General features: G+C 57.7%; 25 protein-coding genes, 2 rRNA genes and 1 pseudogene. 19 read left to right on the top strand and 9 right to left on the bottom strand.

The features are described 5' to 3' along the window. Positions 1–100: 100 nt before the first annotated feature. On the bottom strand, positions 101–1,039 hold the full coding sequence (locus tag ACIOWE_RS00140; protein ID WP_401385772.1) for a site-specific integrase: 939 nt from the start codon (positions 1,037–1,039) through the stop codon (positions 101–103). 177 nt (positions 1,040–1,216) lie between these two features. Between ACIOWE_RS00140 and ACIOWE_RS00135 the strand changes: the two genes are divergently transcribed. Beyond that, positions 1,217–2,233 (top strand): DNA-binding protein, encoded by a 1,017-nt coding sequence (locus tag ACIOWE_RS00135; protein WP_401385769.1) that lies wholly within the window; start codon positions 1,217–1,219, stop codon positions 2,231–2,233. Here the strand turns inward: ACIOWE_RS00135 and gorA are convergent. After that, the gene (gene gorA, locus ACIOWE_RS00130) at positions 2,230–3,588 is read right to left on the bottom strand and encodes a glutathione-disulfide reductase (RefSeq protein ID WP_401385767.1); all 1,359 of its coding nucleotides are present in this window, start codon (positions 3,586–3,588) and stop codon (positions 2,230–2,232) included. The two genes, ACIOWE_RS00135 and gorA, sit on opposite strands and share 4 nt — an antisense overlap. 127 nt (positions 3,589–3,715) lie before the next feature. Continuing rightward, complete coding sequence (gene galU, locus ACIOWE_RS00125; RefSeq protein WP_401385764.1) at positions 3,716–4,555, bottom strand: UTP--glucose-1-phosphate uridylyltransferase GalU; 840 nt, start codon at positions 4,553–4,555, stop codon at positions 3,716–3,718. A 258-nt stretch (positions 4,556–4,813) separates the two neighbouring features. Between galU and ACIOWE_RS00120 the strand changes: the two genes are divergently transcribed. Both ACIOWE_RS00120 and ACIOWE_RS00115 read left to right on the top strand, forming a co-directional pair. Next, positions 4,814–5,002, top strand: a complete 189-nt coding sequence (locus ACIOWE_RS00120; protein WP_401385761.1) for a hypothetical protein — start codon at positions 4,814–4,816, stop codon at positions 5,000–5,002. A gap of 146 nt (positions 5,003–5,148) precedes the next feature. Further along, positions 5,149–5,430: a hypothetical protein gene (locus ACIOWE_RS00115; RefSeq protein ID WP_401386454.1), complete on the top strand. Its 282-nt coding sequence runs from the start codon at positions 5,149–5,151 to the stop codon at positions 5,428–5,430. Positions 5,431–5,433: 3 nt separating this feature from the next. Here ACIOWE_RS00115 and ACIOWE_RS00110 read toward each other — a convergent pair whose 3' ends face one another. Beyond that, entirely contained in the window at positions 5,434–5,664 is a 231-nt protein-coding gene (locus ACIOWE_RS00110; protein ID WP_103307170.1) for a hypothetical protein, read from the bottom strand. A gap of 77 nt (positions 5,665–5,741) precedes the next feature. Next, complete coding sequence (locus tag ACIOWE_RS00105; protein ID WP_401385758.1) at positions 5,742–6,098, bottom strand: hypothetical protein; 357 nt, start codon at positions 6,096–6,098, stop codon at positions 5,742–5,744. Between the two features lie 210 nt (positions 6,099–6,308). On the opposite strand from ACIOWE_RS00105, the gene ACIOWE_RS00100 reads away from it, so the two are divergent. The 5 genes from ACIOWE_RS00100 to ada all read left to right on the top strand — a co-directional run bounded on the left by ACIOWE_RS00100 (position 6,309) and on the right by ada (position 9,444). Continuing rightward, positions 6,309–6,611 carry a DUF1883 domain-containing protein gene (locus tag ACIOWE_RS00100; protein ID WP_007912251.1) on the top strand — a complete coding sequence of 101 codons (303 nt, stop codon included), beginning with the start codon at positions 6,309–6,311 and terminating at the stop codon, positions 6,609–6,611. A gap of 34 nt (positions 6,612–6,645) precedes the next feature. Continuing rightward, the gene (locus ACIOWE_RS00095) at positions 6,646–6,813 is read left to right on the top strand and encodes a hypothetical protein (RefSeq protein WP_177431470.1); all 168 of its coding nucleotides are present in this window, start codon (positions 6,646–6,648) and stop codon (positions 6,811–6,813) included. Between the two features lie 94 nt (positions 6,814–6,907). Then, on the top strand, positions 6,908–7,618 hold the full coding sequence (locus ACIOWE_RS00090) for a 2OG-Fe(II) oxygenase (RefSeq protein WP_401385755.1): 711 nt from the start codon (positions 6,908–6,910) through the stop codon (positions 7,616–7,618). A gap of 5 nt (positions 7,619–7,623) precedes the next feature. After that, positions 7,624–8,289 (top strand): DNA oxidative demethylase AlkB, encoded by a 666-nt coding sequence (gene alkB, locus ACIOWE_RS00085; protein WP_401386451.1) that lies wholly within the window; start codon positions 7,624–7,626, stop codon positions 8,287–8,289. Between the two features lie 87 nt (positions 8,290–8,376). Then, on the top strand, positions 8,377–9,444 hold the full coding sequence (ada, locus tag ACIOWE_RS00080) for a bifunctional DNA-binding transcriptional regulator/O6-methylguanine-DNA methyltransferase Ada (protein WP_401385753.1): 1,068 nt from the start codon (positions 8,377–8,379) through the stop codon (positions 9,442–9,444). Here ada and ACIOWE_RS00075 read toward each other — a convergent pair. Both ACIOWE_RS00075 and ACIOWE_RS00070 read right to left on the bottom strand, forming a co-directional pair. Beyond that, positions 9,441–9,899 (bottom strand): GyrI-like domain-containing protein, encoded by a 459-nt coding sequence (locus ACIOWE_RS00075; protein WP_401385751.1) that lies wholly within the window; start codon positions 9,897–9,899, stop codon positions 9,441–9,443. The genes ada and ACIOWE_RS00075 overlap by 4 nt on opposite strands. A gap of 62 nt (positions 9,900–9,961) precedes the next feature. After that, a complete protein-coding gene (locus tag ACIOWE_RS00070; protein ID WP_401385748.1) occupies positions 9,962–10,945 on the bottom strand; it encodes an MDR family oxidoreductase in 984 nt (327 codons plus the stop codon). Between the two features lie 187 nt (positions 10,946–11,132). Here ACIOWE_RS00070 and ACIOWE_RS00065 point away from each other — a divergent pair, with 187 nt between their 5' ends. The 11 genes and pseudogenes from ACIOWE_RS00065 to ACIOWE_RS00015 all read left to right on the top strand — a co-directional run bounded on the left by ACIOWE_RS00065 (position 11,133) and on the right by ACIOWE_RS00015 (position 21,539). Continuing rightward, positions 11,133–13,580 carry an autotransporter gene (locus ACIOWE_RS00065; RefSeq protein WP_401385745.1) on the top strand — a complete coding sequence of 816 codons (2,448 nt, stop codon included), beginning with the start codon at positions 11,133–11,135 and terminating at the stop codon, positions 13,578–13,580. A 112-nt stretch (positions 13,581–13,692) separates the two neighbouring features. Further along, positions 13,693–14,757 carry an NAD(P)H-dependent flavin oxidoreductase gene (locus ACIOWE_RS00060; protein WP_401385742.1) on the top strand — a complete coding sequence of 355 codons (1,065 nt, stop codon included), beginning with the start codon at positions 13,693–13,695 and terminating at the stop codon, positions 14,755–14,757. Between the two features lie 166 nt (positions 14,758–14,923). Next, complete coding sequence (gene modA, locus ACIOWE_RS00055) at positions 14,924–15,691, top strand: molybdate ABC transporter substrate-binding protein (protein WP_103307180.1); 768 nt, start codon at positions 14,924–14,926, stop codon at positions 15,689–15,691. Then, entirely contained in the window at positions 15,692–16,372 is a 681-nt protein-coding gene (gene modB, locus ACIOWE_RS00050) for a molybdate ABC transporter permease subunit (RefSeq protein ID WP_008082690.1), read from the top strand. It begins immediately after the preceding gene. A 3-nt stretch (positions 16,373–16,375) separates the two neighbouring features. Further along, positions 16,376–17,455: a molybdenum ABC transporter ATP-binding protein gene (gene modC / locus ACIOWE_RS00045; RefSeq protein WP_401385739.1), complete on the top strand. Its 1,080-nt coding sequence runs from the start codon at positions 16,376–16,378 to the stop codon at positions 17,453–17,455. 70 nt (positions 17,456–17,525) lie between these two features. After that, entirely contained in the window at positions 17,526–18,563 is a 1,038-nt protein-coding gene (locus tag ACIOWE_RS00040) for a DNA topoisomerase IB (RefSeq protein WP_401385736.1), read from the top strand. Positions 18,564–18,823: 260 nt separating this feature from the next. Next, positions 18,824–19,177 (top strand): annotated as a pseudogene (locus ACIOWE_RS00035) (ATP-binding cassette domain-containing protein); the annotation flags it as partial. A gap of 90 nt (positions 19,178–19,267) precedes the next feature. Continuing rightward, positions 19,268–20,347: an ATP-binding cassette domain-containing protein gene (locus ACIOWE_RS00030; RefSeq protein WP_401386449.1), complete on the top strand. Its 1,080-nt coding sequence runs from the start codon at positions 19,268–19,270 to the stop codon at positions 20,345–20,347. A 71-nt stretch (positions 20,348–20,418) separates the two neighbouring features. Further along, positions 20,419–20,649 carry a hypothetical protein gene (locus ACIOWE_RS00025; protein WP_401385733.1) on the top strand — a complete coding sequence of 77 codons (231 nt, stop codon included), beginning with the start codon at positions 20,419–20,421 and terminating at the stop codon, positions 20,647–20,649. A gap of 121 nt (positions 20,650–20,770) precedes the next feature. Beyond that, complete coding sequence (locus tag ACIOWE_RS00020) at positions 20,771–21,001, top strand: hypothetical protein (protein ID WP_008082703.1); 231 nt, start codon at positions 20,771–20,773, stop codon at positions 20,999–21,001. Positions 21,002–21,254: 253 nt separating this feature from the next. Beyond that, positions 21,255–21,539: a hypothetical protein gene (locus ACIOWE_RS00015; protein WP_401385730.1), complete on the top strand. Its 285-nt coding sequence runs from the start codon at positions 21,255–21,257 to the stop codon at positions 21,537–21,539. A 107-nt stretch (positions 21,540–21,646) separates the two neighbouring features. On the opposite strand, the gene rrf is transcribed toward ACIOWE_RS00015, so the two are convergent. Both rrf and ACIOWE_RS00005 read right to left on the bottom strand, forming a co-directional pair. Then, positions 21,647–21,762 (bottom strand): 5S ribosomal RNA (gene rrf, locus ACIOWE_RS00010). A 151-nt stretch (positions 21,763–21,913) separates the two neighbouring features. After that, a 23S ribosomal RNA gene (locus ACIOWE_RS00005) occupies positions 21,914–24,678 on the bottom strand; the annotation flags it as partial.

The following is a 24,678-nucleotide window of genomic DNA, read 5'->3' as shown; positions in this document are numbered from 1 at the left end:
GAATCCTACCCACTCACTCGACGGATGGCTCATTGGCAAACCTGATGCTGCTGATTTGTTTTCGCTATTAGCTGACTGTATTAATAGAAGAAAACGATATCTACGACGAAGCCGGTTTATCCGTAATCCGAGCCATCCCTTGAAAGGGGCTGGCCTCAACATAGCGCATGGCTGACTTCATGTCCTTCCAGCCGACGTAACTCATCAACGATTTCAGATCCCAGCCACTTTGATGAGCCCAGGTTGCAAAGCCGCGGCGCAGCGAATGGCTGGTGTAGTTTTCGGCAGGAATGCCGGCGCGCTGCAACGCCTGGCGCAGCAGAGGAATGATGCTGTTGGCGTGCAGCCCTTCCTCGTTGAGATTGCCCCAGCGGTCGATACTGCGAAAAACCGGTCCGCGCACCAGCGCCGCCTCGGTGATCCAGTCAATGTAAGCCTGCACCGGGCAGAGCTTGAGCAGTGCCGGGGCTTGATACGTTTGGCCGAGGTTTTCCCGATCACCCTTGCTGCGCGGCAAATACAGAGTGATTCCTTTGCCGGCGTGTGCCTGCACGTGCTCGATTTGCAGGCGGCACAACTCATCGCTGCGAAAGCCGCGCCAGAATCCCAGAAGAATCAGTGCGCGATCACGGTAAGCCTTGAGCAATAACGGGCGGTCCTGCTGCTCTCTGGCGGTTTGCACTTCATGCTCAAGCCAGTCAATCACGCGCTGCAGATCCTGCAACTGCAACGGCTCGGCCTGTTTCTCCTGTGCGGGATGCAAGGCGCGAATGCCTTTGAACACCTTGCGCACCACCGGCGCCTTGGTCGGATCGGCAAACCCTTGGCTGTTGTGCCACTGCGCCAACGCCGACAGACGCAACTTCAACGTATTGATTGAAAGCTCTCCTGCATGGGCAACCAGATACCTCGCGACGCTATCGGCCGTCGCCGGCAGGAAACCGCCCCACTTCACTTCGAAATGCTCGATGGCTGCGCGATAACTGCGGCGGGTGTTGTCACGGGTGGCGGCTTGCAGATAGCGATCCAGATCGCTCATGGGCAGTTTTCTCGCTGGCGTACTGATTCAAGGGTGCAGAAACGCATTTTGCCGTCTGACACTGGGTAATACCAGTATATCCCGTGTCTTTTATATCAACGATTTAACTTTATTTTCAGCATGGTACACTGCGTACTTTAGTGGCATGTACCACAGTACGTAAACGTAGGAGTTCACATGGCCCGTGGCGGCATTACCAAAGCCCTGGTGCAGATCGCGCGCACCGCGATCCTCGCCCGTGGCGAACACCCGAGCATCGATGCAGTACGCATTGAAATGGGCAATACCGGCTCGAAAACCACGATCCATCGCTATCTGAAAGAGCTGGATGACGGCGCTCAGCCCATTGAAGCCTCGGCTGAACCCATCGACGATGAATTGACCGCCCTCATCTCTCGCCTCGCCCAACGCCTCAAAGAACAGGCGCAAGAGCCGATCGAGCAAGCTCGCGAGGAGTTTGAGGAACAGCGCCAAGCGCTGGAGTCGGAGCTGAAACAAACTCGTCAGGCCCTGGAAAAGCTCGAACACGAGCACGACATTCAAGGCGCCGCCCTTGAGCGTGAATCCGAAGCACTGAGCAACACCCGTTCGATGCTGCAGACCGAACAGACCCGCAATGCCGGTCTGAATCAGGCATTGGCGGACTTTGAATTGCGCTTGCAGGACAAGGACGAGCAGATCCGCTCGCTGGAAGAAAAGCACCTGCATGCCCGCGATGCGCTGGAGCATTACCGCAACGCGACCAAGGAGCAGCGCGAGCAGGAACAAAGCCGCCACGAAGGCCAGGTTCAACAATTGCAGGCAGAACTGCGCCAAGCGCAACAAAGTGCGCTGGTACGTCAGGACGAGGTCACGCAACTGCACCGCGACAACGAGCGCCTGCTCACGGAAAACCGTGGCACCCAGCGCGAACTGAGCCTGATGCAGGACCAGCTCAAGCACAGCAATCAACGTCAGGATCAACTGCTTGAACAAGCGGCCCGTGTCGATAGCGAACGCACCCTCCTCCAGGAACGTTTGCGTGTGGCAGCACTGGAAAGCCAGACACTCAAACAGAGCGTCGACGAGCAAACGCTGCTGAATCAGTCACTGAAAAAGGAATTGAGCAACACACAGGCGAGCCTGGAAGAAAGCCAGCGTCTGGCAGCTACCGTGGCGGCAGCGCCAGACTCAGCCAAACCGAAAGACGCTTAAGCGCCGACCGGTGTACGCATGGTGACAAACTCTTCGGCGGCCGTCGGGTGCACCCCGATTGTGTCGTCGAAGTCACGCTTGGTCGCGCCAGCCTTCAGCGCGATCGCCAGGCCCTGGACGATTTCGCCGGCATCCGGACCGACCATGTGGCAACCGAGGACTTTATCGGTCTTGCCATCGACCACCAGCTTCATCAGGGTTTTTTCCTGACACTCGGTCAAGGTCAACTTCATCGGCCGGAAGCGACTTTCGAAGATCACCACGTCGTGGCCGGCTTCGCGCGCTTCTTCTTCGGTCAAGCCAACGGTGCCGATGTTCGGCAGGCTGAACACTGCAGTCGGGATCATCTTGTAATCCACCGGACGATATTGCTCCGGCTTGAACAAGCGTCGTGCCACCGCCATGCCTTCGGCGAGTGCCACCGGAGTCAATTGCACGCGACCGATCACATCGCCCAGCGCCAGAATCGATGGCTCGCTGGTCTGGTATTGCTCGTCGACTTTGATGAAGCCCTTGTCGGTGAGTTGCACATCGGTGTTTTCCAGCCCCAGATTGTCCAGCATCGGACGGCGACCGGTCGCATAGAAGATGCAATCCGCTTCCAGCACGCGACCATCCTTGAGCGTGGCTTTCAGACTGCCATCGGCCTGCTTGTCGATACGCGCAATGTCGGCGTTGAACTGCAGATCCAGGCCACGTTGGGTCAGCTCTTCCTGCAAATGCTTGCGCACCGAACCATCGAAACCACGCAAGAACAAATCACCGCGATACAGCAGCGTGGCGTTCGCCCCCAAACCATGGAAGATCCCGGCGAATTCGACCGCGATGTAACCACCACCCACGACCAATACGCGCTTGGGCAGTTCTTTCAGGAAAAACGCTTCGTTCGAACCGATCGCATGTTCGTGCCCCGGAATCTGCGGAATCTGCGGCCAGCCACCGGTGGCAATCAGAATGTTTTTCGCAGTGAAGCGCTCGCCATTCACCTCAACCTCGTGCGGGCCAGTGATCTTCGCGTGCGCCTCATGCAAGGTCACGCCGCTATTGACCAACAGGTTGCGATAGATGCCATTGAGGCGATTGATCTCGCGATCCTTGTTGGCAATCAGCGTCGGCCAATCGAAATTCGCTTCGCCCAGGCTCCAGCCGAAACCGGATGCCTGCTCAAAATCTTCGGCAAAATGCGCGCCGTACACCAACAGCTTTTTCGGCACGCAGCCAACATTGACGCAGGTACCGCCCAGATAACGGCTCTCGGCCACCGCCACTTTCGCGCCAAAACCGGCCGCAAACCGCGCAGCCCGCACACCGCCGGAACCGGCACCAATCACATAAAGGTCAAAATCGTAGGCCATTTCTATCTCCTCGGCAGGCGATCAGCATACCCGCAGACGGTTATTGGGCAAGCGCTGACATTTATATCGGGGCAGAAAAAGAAAAAGCCACCCGAAGGTGGCTTTTCGTACAGACAATCAAGCGCTCTTAGTAAGCCTTGCCAGTCTTGTAGAAGTTCTCGAAGCAGAAGTTGGTCGCCTCGATGTAGCCTTCAGCGCCACCGCAGTCGAAACGCTTGCCTTTGAACTTGTAGGCCATGACGCAGCCGTTCTGGGCTTGCTTCATCAGGGCGTCGGTGATCTGGATTTCGCCGCCCTTGCCTGGCTCGGTCTGTTCGATCAGGTCGAAGATGTCCCGAGTCAGGATGTAACGACCGATGATCGCCAGATTCGACGGTGCGTCTTCAGGCTTTGGCTTCTCTACCATGCTGGGTACGCGGTAGATGTCGTCGCGGATCATTTCGCCGGCGATGACGCCGTACTTGCTGGTTTCCTGCGGGTCGACTTCCTGGATGGCGATGATCGAGCAGCGGAACTGCTTGTACAGCTTGACCATCTGGGTCAGTACGCCGTCGCCTTCGAGGTTGACGCACAAGTCGTCCGCCAGCACCACGGCGAACGGTTCGTCACCGATCAGCGGGCGGCCGGTCAGGATCGCGTGGCCCAGACCTTTCATTTCGGTCTGACGGGTGTAGGAGAACGAGCACTCGTCCAGCAGCTTGCGGATGCCGACCAGGTATTTTTCCTTGTCGGTGCCTTTGATCTGGTTTTCCAGCTCGTAACTGATGTCGAAGTGGTCTTCCAGGGCGCGTTTGCCACGACCGGTAACGATGGAGATTTCAGTCAGGCCAGCGTCCAGAGCTTCTTCAACGCCGTACTGGATCAGTGGCTTGTTTACCACCGGCAGCATTTCTTTAGGCATGGCTTTAGTCGCTGGCAGGAAGCGAGTACCGTAACCGGCTGCTGGGAACAAGCATTTCTTGATCATATAAGTCCTTGAAAGGGCTGTGTGTACGAGTTTCGGCGCAGTCTAATCAGGCGGCGTGCACCTTACAATGCCCCGCACTGGCTAACCGATGCCAACATAGAGAAATATTCTCGCCGATAGTTCCATCGGCGAATGTGGACAGCGAAATCAGCGTAGCTCAAAGATGCCGCTTGACGGGTTCACCATACGCTCATCGCCCCCCAATGCGAGCATTTGCCGGTATCATGGCGCCTTTGAACCAGTGAACGAGACAGATAGATGGCCGAAGCAAAAATCATCAACGGGTATACGGTCGGCAAGGGCAAAGATGGCCAGTGGCACATCACCGCCGGCAATGGTGAAGATGTTTCCGGACCGCTACCCAGTGAAGCGATGGCGATTGAAGTAGCATCGGTGCTCGAATACACCCCTCCCGCGCCGAAACGACGCGGCAAGAGTCAAGACTGATCGGCTGCCCATGCCCCCAAGCCCTGCCATTGCGCAGGGCTTTTTTGTGCTCATGCGCAAACAAGTGGCCAATCGCTATAACCTTTTCACACTGGCGCTGTCAGAGCGTCTAGTCCCCCCCTCGCTGAAGACGACAAACCATGAACATGAACAGATTTTTGCCATTGATTGCGGTACTGGCATTGAGCGGCTGTGCCACGTCCGAACCGACCACCCTGCACAACGGCGAACAGGGCCTGACCATTGATTGCTCCGGAGAAGCCAATTCCTGGGCCACCTGTTATGAGAAGGCGGATGCCTCATGCGCCGGCACCGGTTATCGCATCGTCGGCACTGACGGCACGCCGGCCTCCAAGGAAAGCGACAAGACCCTGGGCGTCGATGTCGGCAACTACAAGAACCGCAGCGTCGTGGTGGTCTGCAAATAGACGCTACATGTGGATTTCAGCGAACTTGATCCCGAGCCCGCGTACCACTTCGATCAGATCGTCGAGCCGATTGAATGACTCGACTTCGTCGTTATCGTCCACCAGGAAATAACTGCGCCCGGCGCTTTTCTTGAAAAACACGATCCACTCGCCCGAATTCGCCGGGTTCTGGATGACATGGGTGGCAGAGATCAGGCCCTCTACATGGCGTTCTCGTACTTGCTCTCGCTTCATCGCGGCTCCAGAAATAAAAATGCCGTCGCAGCATGACTGTGACGGCACTGATGCTGATGCTGATGACCTGTAGTCTATCAGCCGGAAATGCAGGCATTGGCAGCGTTACGCACATCACGCGGGCGCACCGGCACATTGGACATGCGCTCATGCAACTTGATCGCGCTGCCACCGGAGCGATCTTCGATATCAAACACGGCGGCCGGGCCTGACGACAGCTTGCCCGGAACAATCACGCGAACCCCGTCCTTGTGCGGTTGCATTTGCAAGGCACCGCGGCTGTCAGCCAGCTTGTCCGCAAGGCATTGCGCGTATTCATGGGGCTTCTTGCCGGAGATCACGCTCATGGTGGGTAGCGTTTCATTGATTTCGGAAACGCTCGCACAACCACCCACTGCTAAAACCAACGGCAGACACCACACACCCCACTTCATACAAAACCTCCGTTAAAGACCGTCCGACAGCACAAATGCCGTTTTTCTCCGGGGCCTTCTGCATTTAACCCGCATCCAATTGCGAATATCTGTTCAAAATTGTCAAACCAACGCCCGACGGCCAGATAATAACCCGTGCGGGCTGATAAACTGCGCGCAATTAAAAGCTATCGTTTTGATTTTGTAGAAAAAGCCCTTCTGGAGGCGCCCATGAAATTCATTCACCAGCGCGAGCACCTCAACGAAGACGACATCGTCGTCATCCAATGCTCGCAAATGTGCAACATCCGTCTGATGAACGACGCCAACTTCCGCAGCTTCAAAAATGGTGGTCGTCACACCTACCACGGCGGCGCTTTCGACACGTTCCCGGCCCGCATCACTGCGCCGAGCACCGGTTTCTGGAACATCACCATCGACACCGTCAACCGTCGAGCGATCAGCGTAACGCGCAAACCGACGCTGACGCATTCGATCAAGATCATCCGCCGCTCCAGCACCAAACTCAGCTGAGCCGGCCCGCCTTTTACTGACAGGAAAAATGACCGTGGCCCAAACGACCAAATACGTCATCAAGTACAAACTCAACGGTGAGCGCCGCTTCGAGTTCGCTCAACTGGAAAGCAATAGCGTCGAAGAAGCCAAGGATGCTCTGGCCAAGATCCACGACGCTACTGATGTGATCAGCGAAATTACCGTCAGCAAAGCGCTGTAACGCCCCGACACGAATTCGACCGCAAGCGGCGGAGTTTTCTGCCGCAAGGGTGTGCATAGACTGACTGCCTCGACCTTGAGTCAAAGGAGTCAGCATGTCGATGTCACCCTCCCGGCTGGATTCGCTCGATTGGGCAAGCCTGGAACAACCGCTGGATCAGGACGGCTGCGCGATCATTCGCAATCTGCTGCCGGCCGAAAGCTGTGATCGTCTGAGCGCGCTGTATCCGCAGGCCGAACCGTTTCGCTCGCAGGTCATCATGGCCCGCCACGGTTTCGGTCGCGGGGAATACAAGTACTTCCGCTATCCCCTTCCCACCGTCGTTGAACGCCTGCGAACTGCGCTTTATCCGCGCTTGGTGACAGTCGCCAACCGCTGGTACGAACGGATGCGCCTGGCCACTCGTTTCCCGCCGACTCATGACGAATTTCTTCGGTGCTGCCATGCCGCCGGCCAGGTACGCCCTACTCCACTGCTATTGCAATACGGTCCGCAGGACTACAACTGCCTGCATCAGGATCTGTACGGCGAACTGGTCTTTCCGCTGCAAATAGCGGTTCTTCTGTCAGAGCCGGGGAAAGACTTTAGCGGTGGCGAGTTCGTGCTGACCGAGCAACGTCCACGTATGCAATCCCGCCCGCAAGTACTGGACCTGAAAAAAGGCGATGCGGTGATCTTCGCCGTCAACCAACGCCCGATCCAGGGCGGACGTGGCGACTACCGGGTGACCATGCGTCACGGCGTCAGTCGCCTGCACAGTGGAAAAAGGCATACCCTAGGCATCATCTTCCACGACGCCACATGACCGCCATGTACCCGCACACTTTCGATCTGTTCGCCGACAACGAACCTGCACAGCAGCCCCGCGCCGAACAGATTGGCGAACAATCGTGGGTGCTGCGCGGATTTGCCCTGCCGCTGATTGATCAACTGCTGCCAGCGCTGGACGCGATCCTGATCGCAGCCCCGCTCCGGCACATGGTCACACCGGGCGGATTCAGTATGTCCGTAGGCACCAGCAGTTGTGGGGAGTTGGGCTGGATCACTGATCGCACCGGCTATCGTTACTCCCGCGTCGATCCGCTCAGCGGACAGCCCTGGCCGCACATGCCGCAGGTATTCGCCGATCTGGCGCATTCGGCAGCGCAGGACGCCGGTTTTGCGGATTTCAGAGCGGATTCCTGCCTGATCAACCGCTATGTCCCCGGCGCCAAGATGTCTTTGCATCAGGACAAAGACGAAAATGCCTACGCAGCGCCAATCGTTTCGCTGTCACTGGGCTTGCCGGCCATGTTCTTGTTCGGCGGTTTCGCCCGAAGCGACAAGACCCGGCGGATCCCTTTGTTGCATGGCGATATGGTGGTCTGGGGCGGCGTTGATCGCTTGCGCTTTCATGGCGTGTTGCCGATCCGCCAGGGCCGGCACCCGCGCCTCGGCGAACAACGGATCAATCTGACGTTTCGTGTCGCTGGATGAGCCTGGAAAGTTTGACCGCAAGGCCCGGAGTGTTGTGTCCAACAGTGCGGATTAACCTGACTCAAACAGGTCAACGGATTAACTCTCATGAAAACGCTGTCGATCACTCTCAACACCGAAGACGATCCACGCTGGGCCGCCGTGGTTGCACGCGACCCTCGGGCGGATGGGCAATTTGTCTACGCGGTTAAAACCACCGGCATCTACTGCCGTCCGAGCAGCCTTGCGCGTTTGCCGAAACCACAGAATGTGGAGTTTTTCGACACCGCCCTCGAGGCCGAAGCCGCCGGGTATCGCCCGAGCAAACGGGCCAGCAAGGATCAAACAGATGTCGCGGCGCAGCACGCCGCCACTGTGGCAACAGCTTGCCGCCAGATCGAATCCGCCGAAACTTTGCCCGCACTCAATGTATTGGCTGAAACAGCAGGCCTGAGCCCGTTTCATTTTCACCGGGTGTTCAAAGCCGCGACAGGGCTGACGCCCAAAGGTTACGCAGCAGCTCATCGCTCACGCAGAGTGCGTGAACGTCTGGCGGACGGCGGTTCAGTGACCGACGCGCTGTACGACGCCGGCTTCAACTCCAACAGCCGTTTCTATGAAGCCGCCGATCAGTTGCTGGGCATGAAACCCGGCGATTACCGCGCAGCCGGGCAGAACAACGACATTCGGTTCGCCGTTGGACAATGCTCGCTCGGGGCCATTCTGGTGGCACAAAGCGACCGAGGGGTTTGCGCGATCCTGCTGGGCGACGATCCTCACCAATTGGTGTGCGACCTGCAGGATCAATTCCGCAAAGCCAACCTGATAGGTGCCGATGCCGGGTTTGAAGAGTTGATCGCCAAAGTGGTGGGTTTTATCGAAACCCCGGCCATTGGCCTGGACCTGCCGCTGGACGTGCGCGGCACGGCGTTTCAGGAGCGCGTGTGGCAGGCGCTGCGGGAAATTCCGGTTGGCAGTACCGCGAGCTACGGCGAGATTGCCCAGCGCATCGGCGCACCGACGTCCATGCGCGCCGTGGCTCAGGCCTGCGGCGCCAACCGTTTGGCCGTAGCGATTCCTTGCCATCGCGTGGTTCGCAGCGATGGCAATCTTTCCGGGTACCGGTGGGGTGTCGAACGTAAACGGCAACTGCTCGAACGCGAAACGCAGCCCTAGCGCACGCCGATGTAGATCGACACTGCTTCGGGGCCGGTGTAGGCCTCGAAGTCAGTGGCGAATCGACGCTGGATCTGCGGATTGGCTTCGAAGAAGCTCCAGACTTTGCCCCATGTCGAGATCACTGCCTCAGGCATTGGACCTTGCGCTTCGAAGACCAGATAGTCGCCCGCTTCGATGACTATCGACTTAAAGTTCTCGGCCAGCTTGTTGACCGCGACGCCGGCCGTGACATCAAACTCGCCCGAAGCATCCGACTGGTAAGCCGAGTACACGCCATACACCGGTGAACCGGTTTGTTTGCCGGGCATCTCTTCGGCCAGACCTTTACTGAAAAAGTCGCCCCACATCGGGCCGATTTTCGCTGTATCGGGTTTGTGTTCTGCTGCGTTGGTCGTGCGTACTTGAACGCCTGAAACCGTGAACGATTCGATCTGTTGCCGTTTCAAATCCATCGAAAGTGCCACTCCCTTGATTAGAAGTGCGGCCCCGCAGAGCCGCGATGGCGCCTACTTTGTCAGCGATTGACGTCGACGACAACCCTGCCGCGCAACTGTCCCGCGAGCAATTTCGGTGCCGCCTCAATGGCTTCGCTCAAGGCAATTTCGTGACTGATCACGGACAGCAACCCGAAATCCAGGTCTTTGGCCAGCCGATCCCACGCCTCAAGTCGACGAGCCTTGGGCTGGGTCACGCTGTTGATTCCGGCGAGCGTCACGCCACGCAGAATAAACGGCGCCACAGATGCCGGGAAATCCATGCCTTGCGCCAGACCGCACGCCGCAACGGTGCCTTCTGAACGGGTACTGGCGCAGGCGTTGGCCAGCGTATGGCTGCCGACCGAATCGATCACCGCCGCCCAACGTTCTTTCGCCAGCGGCTTGCCCGGCTCGGACAGGGTCGCGCGATCAATGATTTCACTGGCGCCCAATTGCTTCAGGTACTCATGCTCGGAAACCCGGCCCGTGGACGCTACCACCCGATAGCCGAGCTTGCTCAACAGGGCGATGGCGAAACTGCCAACGCCGCCATTAGCGCCCGTCACCAGCACTTCGCCTTGCTCCGGCGTCACGCCATTACGTTCCAGCGCCAGAATGCACAACATTGCGGTGTAACCCGCCGTGCCGATAGCCATGGCCTGTGCGGGAGAAAATGCCTTGGGCAACGGAATCAGCCAGTCACCGTTTAGCCGGGCTTTTTGCGCCAGGCCACCCCAATGACTCTCGCCCACGCCCCAACCGTTGAGCAGCACCTGATCGCCAACTTTATAGTCAGGGTGCGAACTGACCTCGACAGTGCCTGCCAGATCGATCCCCGGCACCAGTGGAAACTTGCGCACCACCGGGCTGCTGCCGGTAATCGCCAAGCCGTCCTTGAAGTTCAGCGTGCTGTACGCGACGTTGACCGTCACATTGCCCTCAGGCAGTTGTTCTTCGTTGATCTGTTGAAGGTTGGCGTGATAACCGCTGTCGTCTTTATTGATCAAAATGCCGTTGAACATGGCTGCCTCTCGTCGATGGGTTTCAGGTTCTCCACCTTGAAATACCACATCGCAACACATTGCCACACTCGACTTTCCGCCAATCCCTGAATTTGCCGGGTGTTTCCGGAGCTGGCGACTATGCTTTTTCGACGATGCTGCTTTTGCTGTTTTTCTTTCAAAAACCGGTCTGTCGATGGAGCTGACAATGTCTTACCCGCGCTCGCTATTAGTGATGCTGATGCTGGGCCTCTTGGCCTTGGGCAACGCCTGGGCGGCACCAGCTGCCACGACCACTGACGCAGCCCCGAGCGAGCCGACATGGCCGCAAGTCATCACCAGCGGCAAGGCCAAACTGACGGTGTACCAGCCGCAACTCGATAATTGGGATGGTTACACCCTCAATGCCCGCGCCGCCGTTGAAGCCACTGGCGCCGATGGCAAGTCCACCTACGGCATTGTCCAGTTCAGCGCCCATACGCTGGTCGACAAGGCCACACGGTGGGTCGCACTCGACCAGTACAAAATCATCAAGGCTGATTTCCCGGCTGACGCCAGTCAGGCTGACACCTGGGTTGCGGCGCTGCAAAAAGACGCGGCCAATCGCAAGAAAACCATTTCACTGGATCAACTGGAAGCCGCCGTCGGCGTGTTGTCGGCTGAACAGAAAGCCGACAGCGCACCGCTGGAAAACACCCCGCCGGCGATCATCAGTTCCGATGTTCCGGCGCTGCTGGTTTATATCGATGGCGATGCGGCTTACCGGCCGGTGGAAGGCACCGCATTGCAACGCGTCATCAATACCCGTCCCTTGCTGCTCAAGGATGCCCAGGGCAAACATTACCTGCATGTGTTTGACGGCTGGATGGTCGCCGACCAGTTGAGCGGCGATTACGCGCGCCTGCCCTCGCCGCCCGCCGATCTGGAGAAAGCCAAACAGGCTGCGATCAAGACCCGGCAGGTGGATCTGTTGACCGGGCAAAGTGATCCGAAAGACAAAATCCCCAGCCTGGCCAAACCACCGCAGCCGAAGATTTTCATCGCCACCACACCGACCGAACTGCTGGTGACCGACGGCGCCGCACAGTGGTCACCGATCCAGGGCACCAGCCTGTTGTACGTGAGCAATACCACCGGACATATTTTCAAGGAAATCGGTGACCAGAACAGTTATGTGCTGATCTCCGGTCGTTGGTTTCGCGCCAGCGACATGAACGGCCCGTGGACGTTTACCCCGGCAGACAAACTGCCGGCCGACTTCGCCAACATCCCCGACGACAGCCCGAAAGAAAACGTCAAGGCCTCGGTCGCCGGCACTCCGCAAGCCAAAGAGGCGGCGATTGCCGCGACCATCCCGCAGACCTCGGCGATCAAGAAAAGCGCGGTAAAAATGACCGCGCCGCAATTCGATGGCGAACCGCAACTCAAGGCCATCAACACCACGCCGCTGCAATATGTAGTCAACAGCGCAACGCCGATCATCCGGGTCGACAACAACAGTTGGTATGCGGTGGAAAACGGGATCTGGTTTACCGCCACTAGCGTCAATGGCCCGTGGGTCGTGGCGAGCTCCGTGCCGGCGGTGATCTATTCGATCCCACCGAGTTCGCCGATGCATTACCTCACTTACGTCAAAGTCTACGAGGCCAGTGGCGATACCGTAGTCGTCGGCTACACCCCGGGTTATCAGGGCTCGAATCTGGATCCCGCCACCGGCGTTGTGGTGTACGGCACCGGTTATCCCTATACGCCGTGGGTCGGCAGTGTCTGGTACGGGCCACCGGTGACCTATGGCTTTGGCGTCGCCATCCGCTATACACCCTGGACCGGTTGGACCTTCGGTTTCGGCTTTGGCTGGAGCTGGGGCGGCAGCACCGTCGCCATGGGTTGGGGCTGGGGCGCGTATCCGTGGTGGGGCAATTATGGCTGGGGATACGCCTGGGGTCCGCACTTGTACCCGGCGCCACTGGCCTGGGGCGGTGCCGCTTACGGCTACCACGGTGGCGCCGTGGCATGGGGACCGGGTGGTTGGGCCGGCACAACGGGAAACATCTATCACCAGTGGGGTGATCGGGCGACAGTCAGCCGCTATGGCGCCGGTTACAACGCCTGGACCGGCAATCGCTGGGCGGGCCAGGTCGGCGCCTCCTATAACTCGCGTACGGGCGTGGCGGCTGCCGGCCAACGAGGAGCGGTGCATAACGTCTACACCGGCAACTATGCAGCGGGGCGCAGTGGTGCGGCGGTCGGTCCGAATGGCGGAGCGATCGCTGGCCAGAAAGTCACGGCAGGCAATGTGCGCAACGGCACGCAAGTCACCGCCAATCGCGGTGCCGTGTACAACCCCAATACCGGCAACACCACCCAATATGGCGGGGTTCGTGGGCGCAACGGCGGCGCCGCACACGTCGGCGACAACGTTTACGCCGGACACGATGGCAACGTCTACAAGAAGACCGACAACGGCTGGCAATCGATGGTCGGCGCCGGTGGTACGCGCAATGCGCCGGTCAACAACAACGCGCAACTGCAGAACCTCAATCGAGAGTCCGCCGCTCGAAACTTCGGCAACCAGCGCACCAGCAACTTTCACAACTCTTCGCAATTCATGAACCATTCCTTTGGTGGCGGCGGAGGCGGACTCCATCGACGCTGACAGTCTGCAACGCACGGTGTTCTGAATTTCAGAGTGGCCCTGAGTCGGGTTTTGCTGTTAAAAAACCGGCTCTGCCTCCCTGCCCCGTTTCATCGTTCGGAGTACCGCTTCAATGAGCCAATGGCCAGATACCCGCCTTCTCGATCTGCTCGGTATTGAACTGCCGATCATCCAGGGCCCGATGGCCGGTGCCACCAATTCATCCATGGTGATCGCCGTGTGCAACGCCGGAGGCCTGGGGTCAATGCCGGCGGCAATGCTGAGCATTGAGCAACTGCGCGAAGAGCTGAAGACGATTCGCGCCAACACCGAGAAACCGTTCAACGTGAACTTCTTCTGCCATCAGCCACCCGCCGCCGATGAGCAGCGCGCGATTGAGTGGAAGAATCTGCTGGAGCCGTACTACCGCGAACTGGGCGTCGACTTCGATGCACCGACTCCGGTTTCCAACCGGGCGCCATTTGATGCGGCCGCCTGCGAATTACTTGAGGAATTTCGACCTGAAGTCGTGAGTTTCCATTTTGGTCTGCCGGAAAAATCCCTGCTTGATCGCGTCAAGGCAACCGGCGCGAAAATCCTCTCATCCGCTACCACCGTCGATGAGGCGATCTGGCTTGAACAGAACGGCTGCGACGCGATTATCGCCATGGGCTATGAGGCTGGCGGCCATCGCGGGATGTTTCTCAGCGATGATTTGAGCAGCCAGGTCGGCACGTTTGCACTGGTGCCGCAGATCGTCGACGCGGTCAAAGTACCGGTGATTGCCGCCGGGGCGATTGCCGATGCTCGAGGCGTAGCCGCGGCATTCATGCTGGGCGCCTCGGCGGTACAGGTGGGCACCGCTTATCTGTTCACCCCGGAAGCGAAAATCAGCGCCTCGCATCACAAGGCTCTGCGCACGGCCAAAGAAAGTGAAACAGCCGTCACCAACATTTTCACCGGACGTCCGGCGCGGGGTATTCTCAATCGCGTGATGCGCGAACTCGGCCCGATATCACCGAAAGCGCCGGCATTTCCTTTGGCCGGTGGTGCCCTGATGCCCCTGCGAGCGAAAGATGATGCACAATTCGCCAACCTCTGGGCCGGTCAGGCTTTCACGTTGGGCCGGGATCTGAGCAGCGCCGAACTGACTCGGCAGTTGGGAGAGGATGCACTGGCGAAGCTGACACACCGTTGAACCCAAACAGGGTGAGGACAAAATGCCTCACCCCATTTATTAACAGCGCTTCCTGTTTGCCGGCATTTCGCTATATATTTCGCTATATAGCGATTTCACCCCTCGCATAGGCAGTCCACCTCCAACAATAACTGCCGCCTGCACCTGCCAACAACGGAGCTGTTACATGACCATTCGTGCCTCACGTTTTGCCCCTACCTGCCTGGCCTCTTTGCTCGCCGTGTTCGCCATCGGCGCTGCCCAGGCCGATGAAGTGCAGGTGGCGGTTGCCGCTAACTTCACCGCACCGATCCAGGCCATCGCTGCCGATTTCGAGAAAGACACTGGTCACAAACTGGTCGCAGCCTACGGCGCCACCGGCCAGTTCTACACCCAGATCAAGAACGGCGCGCCGTTCGAAGTGTTCCTTTCGGCTGACGACACCACCCCGGAAAAGCTCGAAAAAGAAGGCGATACCGTCAAGGGCTCGCGCTTCACTTACGCCATCGGCACCCTGGCGCTGTGGTCGGCCAAGGACGGTTACGTCGATGCCAAGGGTGAGGTTCTGAAGAAAAACGAATACCAGCACCTGTCCATCGCCAACCCAAAAGCCGCGCCTTATGGCCTGGCCGCCACGCAAGTGCTGGAAAAACTGAAACTGACTGAAGCGACCAAAGCCAAGATCGTTGAAGGCCAGAACATCACTCAGGCCTACCAGTTCGTCTCCACTGGTAACGCCGAGCTGGGTTTCGTGGCGCTGTCGCAGATCTACAAGGACGGCAAAGTCACCAGCGGTTCGGCGTGGATCGTGCCGGCCAGCATGCATGACCCGATCAAACAGGACGCGGTCATCCTCAACAAAGGCAAGGACAACGCTGCCGCCAAGGCACTGGTTGAATACCTCAAAGGCCCGAAAGCCGCTGCGGTGATCAAGTCTTACGGTTACCAACTCTAAATGTCGCTGACGAGTGCCGATTTCGCGGCGATCTGGCTGACCCTGAAACTCGCGTCCCTGACCACTGCGATCCTGTTGGTTGTCGGCACTCCGATTGCCCTGTGGCTGTCGCGCACCCGCTCATGGTTGCGCGGCCCGATCGGGGCCATCGTCGCCCTGCCCCTTGTGCTGCCACCGACCGTCATCGGCTTTTACCTATTGCTGATGATGGGGCCGCACGGGTTCCTCGGCCAGTTCACTCAGTGGCTGGGCCTTGGCACCCTGACGTTCAGTTTCACCGGACTGGTGATCGGTTCGGTGATCTATTCCATGCCGTTCGTGGTGCAACCGTTGCAAAACGCGTTCTCGGCGATCGGTACCCGCCCACTGGAAGTGGCCGCGACCTTGCGCGCCAATCCGTGGGACACCTTTTTCAGCGTGATTCTGCCGCTGGCTCGCCCCGGTTTCGTCACCGCAGCCATTCTCGGCTTCGCGCACACCGTCGGTGAGTTCGGCGTGGTGCTAATGATCGGCGGCAACATTCCCGACAAGACCCGAGTCGTCTCTGTACAAATCTACGACCACGTCGAAGCGATGGAATATGCCCAGGCCCACTGGCTGGCTGGCGCGATGCTGGTGTTTTCGTTTCTGGTGTTGCTGGCGCTGTACTCCAGCCGCAAGACCCGCGCGGGCTGGAGCTGATTGATGATCGATGCACGTCTGCAACTTGCTTACTCAGGCTTCAGCCTGGATGTCGATCTGCATTTGCCGGGGCGTGGCGTCACCGCGCTGTTCGGCCACTCCGGCTCCGGCAAAACCACTTGCTTGCGCTGCATTGCCGGGCTTGAACGTGCCGAGCATGGCTTTGTCCGGATCAACGATGAAGTCTGGCAAGACAGCGACAACGGTATTTTTGTCCCGCCGCACAAACGCGCACTGGGTTACGTGTTTCAAGAAGCCAGCTTGTTTCCTCACTTGTCGGTCATCGCCAATCTGCAGTTCGGCCTCAAGCGTATCGCCAAATCCCAGCGTCGGGTCGACCTGGCGCAAGCCACCGAACTGTTGGGCATCGGACATTTGCTTGAGCGTCATCCGCAGCATCTTTCCGGCGGCGAGCGTCAGCGTGTCGGCATCGCCCGGGCACTGCTGACCAGCCCGAAATTGCTGTTGATGGACGAGCCACTGGCGGCGCTCGACAGTCAGCGCAAAAACGAAATTCTGCCGTATCTGCAACGTCTGCATGACGAATTGGACATTCCGGTTTTATATGTCAGCCATGCGCAGGATGAAGTCGCGCGCTTGGCCGATCATCTGGTGTTACTGAGCGACGGCAAGGCCTTGGCCAGCGGCCCGATCGGCGAAACCCTCGCCCGGCTCGATCTGCCAATGGCGATGGGTGATGACGCCGGCGTGATCATCGAGGGCCAGGTCAGTGCCTACGATGCCGATTATCAGTTGTTGAGCCTGCAACTGCCGGCCACCGAGATGAATATTCGCGTGACCCACGAACCGATGTCGGTCGGCCAGGCCTTGCGTTGCAAGGTACATGCGCGGGACATCAGCCTGACCCTGCAAAACAGCGAGTTGAGCAGCATCCTCAACCGCCTGCCGGTCACGGTAGTCAGCGAACAGGCGGCAGACAATGCCGCCCATGTGCTGATCCGTCTCGACGCTGGCGGCACGCCGTTGTTGGCGCGCATTACACGGTTCTCCCGCGACCAACTGGGCGTGCATCCGGGCCAGCAACTCTGGGCACAGATCAAGGCAGTCGCGGTGCTGGCCTAAATAATTCGGCACGACGGCGTAGGTGTGCGGTCAATCGTTTTACAGACCGCCGCCATCCAAGGAAGCTGCCATGCCCGACACCGAGCTGACCGACGCCCTGCCATCCGACCTGCATTACGTCGATGACGCGCAGCCCGGTTTCACTCGCAAAAAGCTGCGCGGCAAATTCAACTATTTCGAGCCGTCGGGTCAGCGCATTACCGATGCGGACGAAATCAAACGCATCAACGCCCTCGCGGTGCCACCTGCCTATACCGAAGTGTGGATATGCCCCGACCCGCGTGGCCACCTGCAAGCCACCGGGCGCGATGCACGCGGTCGCAAACAATACCGCTATCACGCACGCTGGCGCGAAGTGCGCGATGCCGACAAATACTCGCGGCTTCGTGAGTTCGGCATGGCGTTACCGAAGCTGCGCAAGCAATTGGAAGCGCTGTTGGCAGCACCCGGTTTCAGTCGCGACAAAGTCATGGCCACGGTGATCACCCTGCTCGACGCCACCCTGATCCGGGTCGGCAACACGCAGTATGCGCGGGACAACCGTTCTTATGGACTGACCACCCTGCGCAGTCGGCATGTCGAGGTCAACGGCAGCGCGATTCTGTTCCAGTTTCGCGGCAAGAGCGGTATCGAACACCAGATCACGGTGAAGGATCGACGTCTGGCACGCATCATCAAGCGCTGCCTGGAGATCCCCGGTCAGAACCTGTTTCAGTATCTGGATGAACATGGCGAACGGCATACCGTCAGCTCTTCCGACGTCAACACCTACCTGCAAACCCTGACCGGCGCCGACTTTACCGCCAAGGACTATCGCACCTGGGCCGGAAGCGCCCTGGCATTGGCGGTTTTACGCGAACTCAAACATGAGTCGGAAACCGAAGCCAAACGGCATGTCGTGGAGATGGTCAAAGGCGTCGCCAAACAGCTGGGCAACACGCCAGCAGTTTGTCGCAAGTGCTACATCCACCCGGCAGTGGTGGAGAAATTCATGCTCGGCGCCCTCGCCGAATTACCACGCCCCCGCGTGCGCAAAGGCCTGCGCGCCGAAGAAGTGGCGCTGGCGATGTTTCTCGAACGAATGAGTGAAATGGCCGACGCGACTTGATCAACTGCGCGTCGTCCTCTAGGCTAGCCACCTTTCCCTCCTCAGGATGATCGCAGAAGTGAACAACCCGGCTCTCTGAAAATGTAATCGCGACAGGTCGCTCAGTGGCGCTTGTCAGTTTTCACGACATTTTTCTGGAGGTGCCGATGACTCACGTCTCGCGTACGCCTGCACTCGTCTCCCTGAATCAAACGGGTTTTCAATTCGCCAACGGCGAGACGATTTTCAATGCACTGAATCTGAACTTCGATTACCTGCCAACCGCTATCGTCGGTCGCAATGGCATCGGTAAAAGCGTGCTTGCACGGCTGATTGCCGGACACTTGCAGCCTACCGCCGGCAGCGTGGTGAGTTCGGTTTCGGTGAACTACGTTTCACAAACCTTCGTCCCCACACCCGGACAAACGGTGGCAGAGGCTACAGGCACGGCGCCGATACTGGCGGCGCTGGAACGACTCAATCTGGGCTGCGCCAGTGCGGATGATTTTGACCTTATTGGTGAGCGCTGGGATTTGCCGGATCGCTTGCGGCAGTTACTGGATGGCGCCGGGTTGCCCCACATCGCAGCCAGCGATCTGACCAGGGCGCTCAGTGGTGGCCAGCAAGCCAGGATCGCCCTGATTGGCGCGCTGTTGAGTGAAGCGCAGTTACTGGTGCTGGATGAGCCGACCAATCACCTCGACAGCGCCGGCCGGCAATGGCTGATGAAAACACTTGAGGCATGGCGCGGAGGGCTGATAGTCGTCAGCCATGATCGGCAGTTGCTGGAACGAATGCAGCGAATCGTCGAGCTCACACCATTAGGCGCGACCGTTTTCACCGGGAGCTATTCCGAGTTTGTGCAACAGCGCCGAATCCACGAGGCAGCGGCGCAGGCACAACTTGATCAAGCCCGGATCGAACGCCAACGCGAACGTTCACGACTGCAACGCGAGCACGATACGATCCAGCGCCATGCCGCCGGCAGCCGACGCAATGCGCAAACTGCTAACGTTTCCGGCTTCGAGCGGGCGGCGATGAAAGCCGCCGCGAAGGAAATCATGGGGCATGTTCGCCTCGGCCACCAGGCACGTAAAACCGATCTGGACAGCCGTGTGCGTGACGCCTATGCGCATGTTGTGCCAGACAGCGAGGTCTTGATCAACCTGCCAGGCAGCGTTGTGCCGAGTAGCCGACAAGTCTGCACGCTGCTTGATGCCTGCCTGCCGTGGCTACCGCTCGACGCGCCCTCGACCCGGCTGAACCTCGCGATACACGGGCCGATGCGCATTGCCGTCAGCGGCCCCAATGGTTGCGGCAAATCGACTCTGCTGAACATGCTGGCCGGTGAACTGATACCGGGGTCCGGTGAATGCACGACCCACGTACCGTTTGCCTTTCTCGATCAGCAACTGACGCTACTGGATGATCGGACATCCATCGTTGAACAACTACAGGCGCAGCAAACGCCCTTGGATGAAGGCACCTTGCGCAGTTATCTGGCACACCTGCAACTGAGCGCGCAGCGTGTCATCCTGCCCTGTGCCTCGCTCAGTGGCGGTGAGCGCTTGAAAGCCGCGCTTGCCCTGGCGCTGTGGCGTCAGGTGCCCGCGCAATTGTTGCTGCTTGATGAACCGACCAATCATCTTGACCTGGCATCGGTAGAAGCTTTCGAGCATGCCTTGCAGACATTCCCCGGAGCAATTGTCGCGGTTTCCCACGACCAGGCGTTTCTACGCGCGTTAAACCCGACCCATGATTTGCATTGGCACGCCGAAGGCTGGCATTTGCAACCGACGAGTTGACCTGTCTATTTTTTGCACGATTGCAGGGGGCTTCTATAGTTGATGTGACACGAATCAGCTGCGGTGACGCCATGGAAGACATATTCGTCGTGAAGCGTTGCAACAAGATCATCATTCACGGTCGACGCGCCGGGGACAGCCAGCATGATCCCGCCGAAGCCATTGGTTGGTTCCGCATTTGCGATACACGCACAAATGGTTTCATCGGTGATGGCTACGATGCCGAAGATGATGCACGACGCGAATGCAATCGTCTCAACGCAGTCAGTTCACCCATACCGGCCCGCGAGTCTTCCGGCTGATGCCGAACACAAGCGGGTCTATACTGAAACCAGCTGAAGGAGCAGCGCCCCAACGGCAGAAGGCTCGCAACTCGCGGGCTTTTTGCTGCCGCTCAGCGGTTTCATTGAACGGAGGTGTTTCATGTCCGAAAAAGAGTCCATCACCACCCTCCTCACCCTGCTCGACGCCCGACAGGCGCGACTCGCGGCGGCCTGCAAGGAGATCGCCGACTGGGTCGACCACCAAGGCGGACACCCGACTGCCCTGCGCATCCGTGATCGCCTGAATGACATCGAGAAGGATGCCCCGCTGATTCGCAACACACTGTCGGCGCTCAAACCTGTCGATCGGCCACTGCCTCGATTCAGATAACGCTGGCCCTGGGCCTCATGAGCGGTGGCACAAGCGTCACCGCGCTTTCGGCTGTCCGGTATTTTTACTCTCGCTGCAGTGACGGATTTCTTTTCACATAGCCATCACATCCGTGTCCTTACAGTGGACTCACTCCTCTGGAAATACCTCTCACACCCGCCCGCATGCGGGTGTTTTTTTGCCTGCCGCACAGTCACAGAACGCCGCTGTATGCGTGCTGTCAAACCTTTACATGTCGCGAAGGAGACAGTTAATGGTTATCCATTTCAACGTCGACGGGCATCTGGCCTGCGGCCACAAAGGCAAACAACTCACATCAAGTAAAGAACTCAATCGTGTGAAGTGCCGCAGTTGCCGTAATACCGACGCCTTCAAACTGGCAAGAAAAGATCAACGCAACGCGGCTAGACGCATCGCACGGCAAGCAAAAGCCGCTCACGGCCCAGCGAACTGGCGGAATGAATGGATCGAGCGATTGAGCGCAATGGCAGGACTTCAGCGCTTGCCTCGAGGCTTTGCCGGTCAGGCGTTTGTTTAGATGTGCTTGAAAAAGGGCCGATCCAATCGGCCCTTTTTTCGCAAAAAACTTTTCTACGGGCAAAACAAAACCCCAACTGCTTTCGCAATTGGGGTTTCGGAATTTAATCTTGACGATGACCTACTCTCACATGGGGAAACCCCACACTACCATCGGCGATGCATCGTTTCACTGCTGAGTTCGGGATGGGATCAGGTGGTTCCAACGCTCTATGGTCGTCAAGAAATTCGGGTACTGAGTCGTGACCAGAGGGTCTCGCTTCAGCAAATTGGGTATGTGACAGCTTTCGGTGTTTGTGAACATCGAACTTTCGGTTCGTTTCGTCTTCACACACCGCAATCTGGTCTCTTCGACGCAAATTGCTTGGGTGTTATATGGTCAAGCCTCACGGGCAATTAGTATTGGTTAGCTCAACGCCTCACAGCGCTTACACACCCAACCTATCAACGTCGTAGTCTTCGACGGCCCTTCAGGGAACTCAAGGTTCCAGTGAGATCTCATCTTGAGGCAAGTTTCCCGCTTAGATGCTTTCAGCGGTTATCTTTCCCGAACATAGCTACCCGGCAATGCCACTGGCGTGACAACCGGAACACCAGAGGTTCGTCCACTCCGGTCCTCTCGTACTAGGAGCAGCCCCTCTCAAATCTCAAACGTCCACGGCAGATAGGGACCGAACTGTCTCACGACGTTCTAAACCCAGCTCGCGTACCACTTTAAATGGCGAACAGCCATACCCTTGGGACCGGCTTCAGCCCCAGGATGTGATGAGCCGACATCGAGGTGCCAAACACCGCCGTCGATATGAACTCTTGGGCGGTATCAGCCTGTTATCCCCGGAGTACCTTTTATCCGTTGAGCGATGGCCCTTCCATACAGAACCACCGGATCACTAAGACCTACTTTCGTACCTGCTCGACGTGTCTGTCTCGCAGTCAAGCGCGCTTTTGCCTTTATACTCTACGACCGATTTCCGACCGGTCTGAGCGCACCTTCGTACTCCTCCGTTACTCTTTAGGAGGAGACCGCCCCAGTCAAACTACCCACCATACACTGTCCTCGATCCGGATAACGGACCTGAGTTAGAACCTCAAAGTTGCCAGGGTGGTATTTCAAGGATGGCTCCACGCGAACTGGCGTCCACGCTTCAAAGCCTCCCACCTATCCTACACAAGCAAATTCAAAGTCCAGTGCAAAGCTATAGTAAAGGTTCACGGGGTCTTTCCGTCTAGCCGCGGATACACTGCATCTTCACAGCGATTTCAATTTCACTGAGTCTCGGGTGGAGACAGCGCCGCCATCGTTACGCCATTCGTGCAGGTCGGAACTTACCCGACAAGGAATTTCGCTACCTTAGGACCGTTATAGTTACGGCCGCCGTTTACCGGGGCTTCGATCAAGAGCTTCGCGTTAGCTAACCCCATCAATTAACCTTCCGGCACCGGGCAGGCGTCACACCCTATACGTCCACTTTCGTGTTTGCAGAGTGCTGTGTTTTTAATAAACAGTCGCAGCGGCCTGGTATCTTCGACCGGCATGAGCTTACGGAGCAAGTCCTTCACCCTCACCGGCGCACCTTCTCCCGAAGTTACGGTGCCATTTTGCCTAGTTCCTTCACCCGAGTTCTCTCAAGCGCCTTGGTATTCTCTACCCAACCACCTGTGTCGGTTTGGGGTACGGTTCCTGGTTACCTGAAGCTTAGAAGCTTTTCTTGGAAGCATGGCATCAACCACTTCGTGTTCTAAAAGAACACTCGTCATCAGCTCTCGGCCTTAGAATCCCGGATTTACCTAAGATTCCAGCCTACCACCTTAAACTTGGACAACCAACGCCAAGCTGGCCTAGCCTTCTCCGTCCCTCCATCGCAATAACCAGAAGTACAGGAATATTAACCTGTTTTCCATCGACTACGCTTTTCAGCCTCGCCTTAGGGACCGACTAACCCTGCGTCGATTAACGTTGCGCAGGAAACCTTGGTCTTTCGGCGTGGGTGTTTTTCACACCCATTGTCGTTACTCATGTCAGCATTCGCACTTCTGATACCTCCAGCAAGCTTCTCAACTCACCTTCACAGGCTTACAGAACGCTCCTCTACCGCATCACCCGAAGGTGATACCCGTAGCTTCGGTGTATGGTTTGAGCCCCGTTACATCTTCCGCGCAGGCCGACTCGACTAGTGAGCTATTACGCTTTCTTTAAAGGGTGGCTGCTTCTAAGCCAACCTCCTAGCTGTCTAAGCCTTCCCACATCGTTTCCCACTTAACCATAACTTTGGGACCTTAGCTGACGGTCTGGGTTGTTTCCCTTTTCACGACGGACGTTAGCACCCGCCGTGTGTCTCCCATGCTCGGCACTTGTAGGTATTCGGAGTTTGCATCGGTTTGGTAAGTCGGGATGACCCCCTAGCCGAAACAGTGCTCTACCCCCTACAGTGATACATGAGGCGCTACCTAAATAGCTTTCGAGGAGAACCAGCTATCTCCGAGCTTGATTAGCCTTTCACTCCGATCCACAGGTCATCCGCTAACTTTTCAACGGTAGTCGGTTCGGTCCTCCAGTTAGTGTTACCCAACCTTCAACCTGCCCATGGATAGATCGCCCGGTTTCGGGTCTATTCCCAGCGACTAGACGCCCTATTAAGACTCGCTTTCGCTACGCCTCCCCTATTCGGTTAAGCTCGCCACTGAAAATAAGTCGCTGACCCATTATACAAAAGGTACGCAGTCACAGAACAAAGTCTGCTCCCACTGCTTGTACGCATACGGTTTCAGGATCTATTTCACTCCCCTCTCCGGGGTTCTTTTCGCCTTTCCCTCACGGTACTAGTTCACTATCGGTCAGTCAGTAGTATTTAGCCTTGGAGGATGGTCCCCCCATATTCAGACAAAGTTTCTCGTGCTCCGTCCTACTCGATTTCATTGATAAGAGATTTTCGCGTACAGGGCTATCACCCACTATGGCCGCACTTTCCAGAGCGTTCCGCTAATCTCAAATCAACTTAAGGGCTAGTCCCCGTTCGCTCGCCACTACTAAGGGAATCTCGGTTGATTTCTTTTCCTCAGGGTACTTAGATGTTTCAGTTCCCCTGGTTCGCCTCTTGCACCTATGTATTCAGTACAAGATAACCATCTTATGATGGCTG

Source organism: Pseudomonas sp. NPDC087598 (genome assembly GCF_044743525.1).
Lineage (GTDB): Bacteria > Pseudomonadota > Gammaproteobacteria > Pseudomonadales > Pseudomonadaceae > Aquipseudomonas.
The sequence above is the reverse complement of the archived record's forward strand: the minus strand, read 5'-3'. Positions and strand labels throughout refer to the sequence as shown.

What these genes read in the sequence shown, in the direction of transcription:
- galU (WP_401385764.1), bottom strand. Translation starts at nt 4,555, where the DNA reads ATGATCAAGAAATGCTTGTTCCCAGCAGCCGGTTACGGTACTCGCTTC.
- modC (WP_401385739.1), top strand. Translation starts at nt 16,376, where the DNA reads ATGATCGATGCACGTCTGCAACTTGCTTACTCAGGCTTCAGCCTGGAT.
- ACIOWE_RS00020 (WP_008082703.1), top strand. Translation starts at nt 20,771, where the DNA reads ATGTCCGAAAAAGAGTCCATCACCACCCTCCTCACCCTGCTCGACGCC.
- ACIOWE_RS00105 (WP_401385758.1), bottom strand. Translation starts at nt 6,098, where the DNA reads ATGAAGTGGGGTGTGTGGTGTCTGCCGTTGGTTTTAGCAGTGGGTGGT.
- modB (WP_008082690.1), top strand. Translation starts at nt 15,692, where the DNA reads ATGTCGCTGACGAGTGCCGATTTCGCGGCGATCTGGCTGACCCTGAAA.
- alkB (WP_401386451.1), top strand. Translation starts at nt 7,624, where the DNA reads ATGTACCCGCACACTTTCGATCTGTTCGCCGACAACGAACCTGCACAG.
- ACIOWE_RS00015 (WP_401385730.1), top strand. Translation starts at nt 21,255, where the DNA reads ATGGTTATCCATTTCAACGTCGACGGGCATCTGGCCTGCGGCCACAAA.
- gorA (WP_401385767.1), bottom strand. Translation starts at nt 3,588, where the DNA reads ATGGCCTACGATTTTGACCTTTATGTGATTGGTGCCGGTTCCGGCGGT.
- ACIOWE_RS00115 (WP_401386454.1), top strand. Translation starts at nt 5,149, where the DNA reads ATGAACAGATTTTTGCCATTGATTGCGGTACTGGCATTGAGCGGCTGT.
- ada (WP_401385753.1), top strand. Translation starts at nt 8,377, where the DNA reads ATGAAAACGCTGTCGATCACTCTCAACACCGAAGACGATCCACGCTGG.
- ACIOWE_RS00120 (WP_401385761.1), top strand. Translation starts at nt 4,814, where the DNA reads ATGGCCGAAGCAAAAATCATCAACGGGTATACGGTCGGCAAGGGCAAA.
- modA (WP_103307180.1), top strand. Translation starts at nt 14,924, where the DNA reads ATGACCATTCGTGCCTCACGTTTTGCCCCTACCTGCCTGGCCTCTTTG.
- ACIOWE_RS00040 (WP_401385736.1), top strand. Translation starts at nt 17,526, where the DNA reads ATGCCCGACACCGAGCTGACCGACGCCCTGCCATCCGACCTGCATTAC.
- ACIOWE_RS00110 (WP_103307170.1), bottom strand. Translation starts at nt 5,664, where the DNA reads ATGAAGCGAGAGCAAGTACGAGAACGCCATGTAGAGGGCCTGATCTCT.
- ACIOWE_RS00100 (WP_007912251.1), top strand. Translation starts at nt 6,309, where the DNA reads ATGAAATTCATTCACCAGCGCGAGCACCTCAACGAAGACGACATCGTC.
- ACIOWE_RS00075 (WP_401385751.1), bottom strand. Translation starts at nt 9,899, where the DNA reads ATGGATTTGAAACGGCAACAGATCGAATCGTTCACGGTTTCAGGCGTT.
- ACIOWE_RS00060 (WP_401385742.1), top strand. Translation starts at nt 13,693, where the DNA reads ATGAGCCAATGGCCAGATACCCGCCTTCTCGATCTGCTCGGTATTGAA.
- ACIOWE_RS00090 (WP_401385755.1), top strand. Translation starts at nt 6,908, where the DNA reads ATGTCGATGTCACCCTCCCGGCTGGATTCGCTCGATTGGGCAAGCCTG.
- ACIOWE_RS00025 (WP_401385733.1), top strand. Translation starts at nt 20,419, where the DNA reads ATGGAAGACATATTCGTCGTGAAGCGTTGCAACAAGATCATCATTCAC.
- ACIOWE_RS00065 (WP_401385745.1), top strand. Translation starts at nt 11,133, where the DNA reads ATGTCTTACCCGCGCTCGCTATTAGTGATGCTGATGCTGGGCCTCTTG.
- ACIOWE_RS00140 (WP_401385772.1), bottom strand. Translation starts at nt 1,039, where the DNA reads ATGAGCGATCTGGATCGCTATCTGCAAGCCGCCACCCGTGACAACACC.
- ACIOWE_RS00070 (WP_401385748.1), bottom strand. Translation starts at nt 10,945, where the DNA reads ATGTTCAACGGCATTTTGATCAATAAAGACGACAGCGGTTATCACGCC.
- ACIOWE_RS00030 (WP_401386449.1), top strand. Translation starts at nt 19,268, where the DNA reads ATGAAAACACTTGAGGCATGGCGCGGAGGGCTGATAGTCGTCAGCCAT.
- ACIOWE_RS00135 (WP_401385769.1), top strand. Translation starts at nt 1,217, where the DNA reads ATGGCCCGTGGCGGCATTACCAAAGCCCTGGTGCAGATCGCGCGCACC.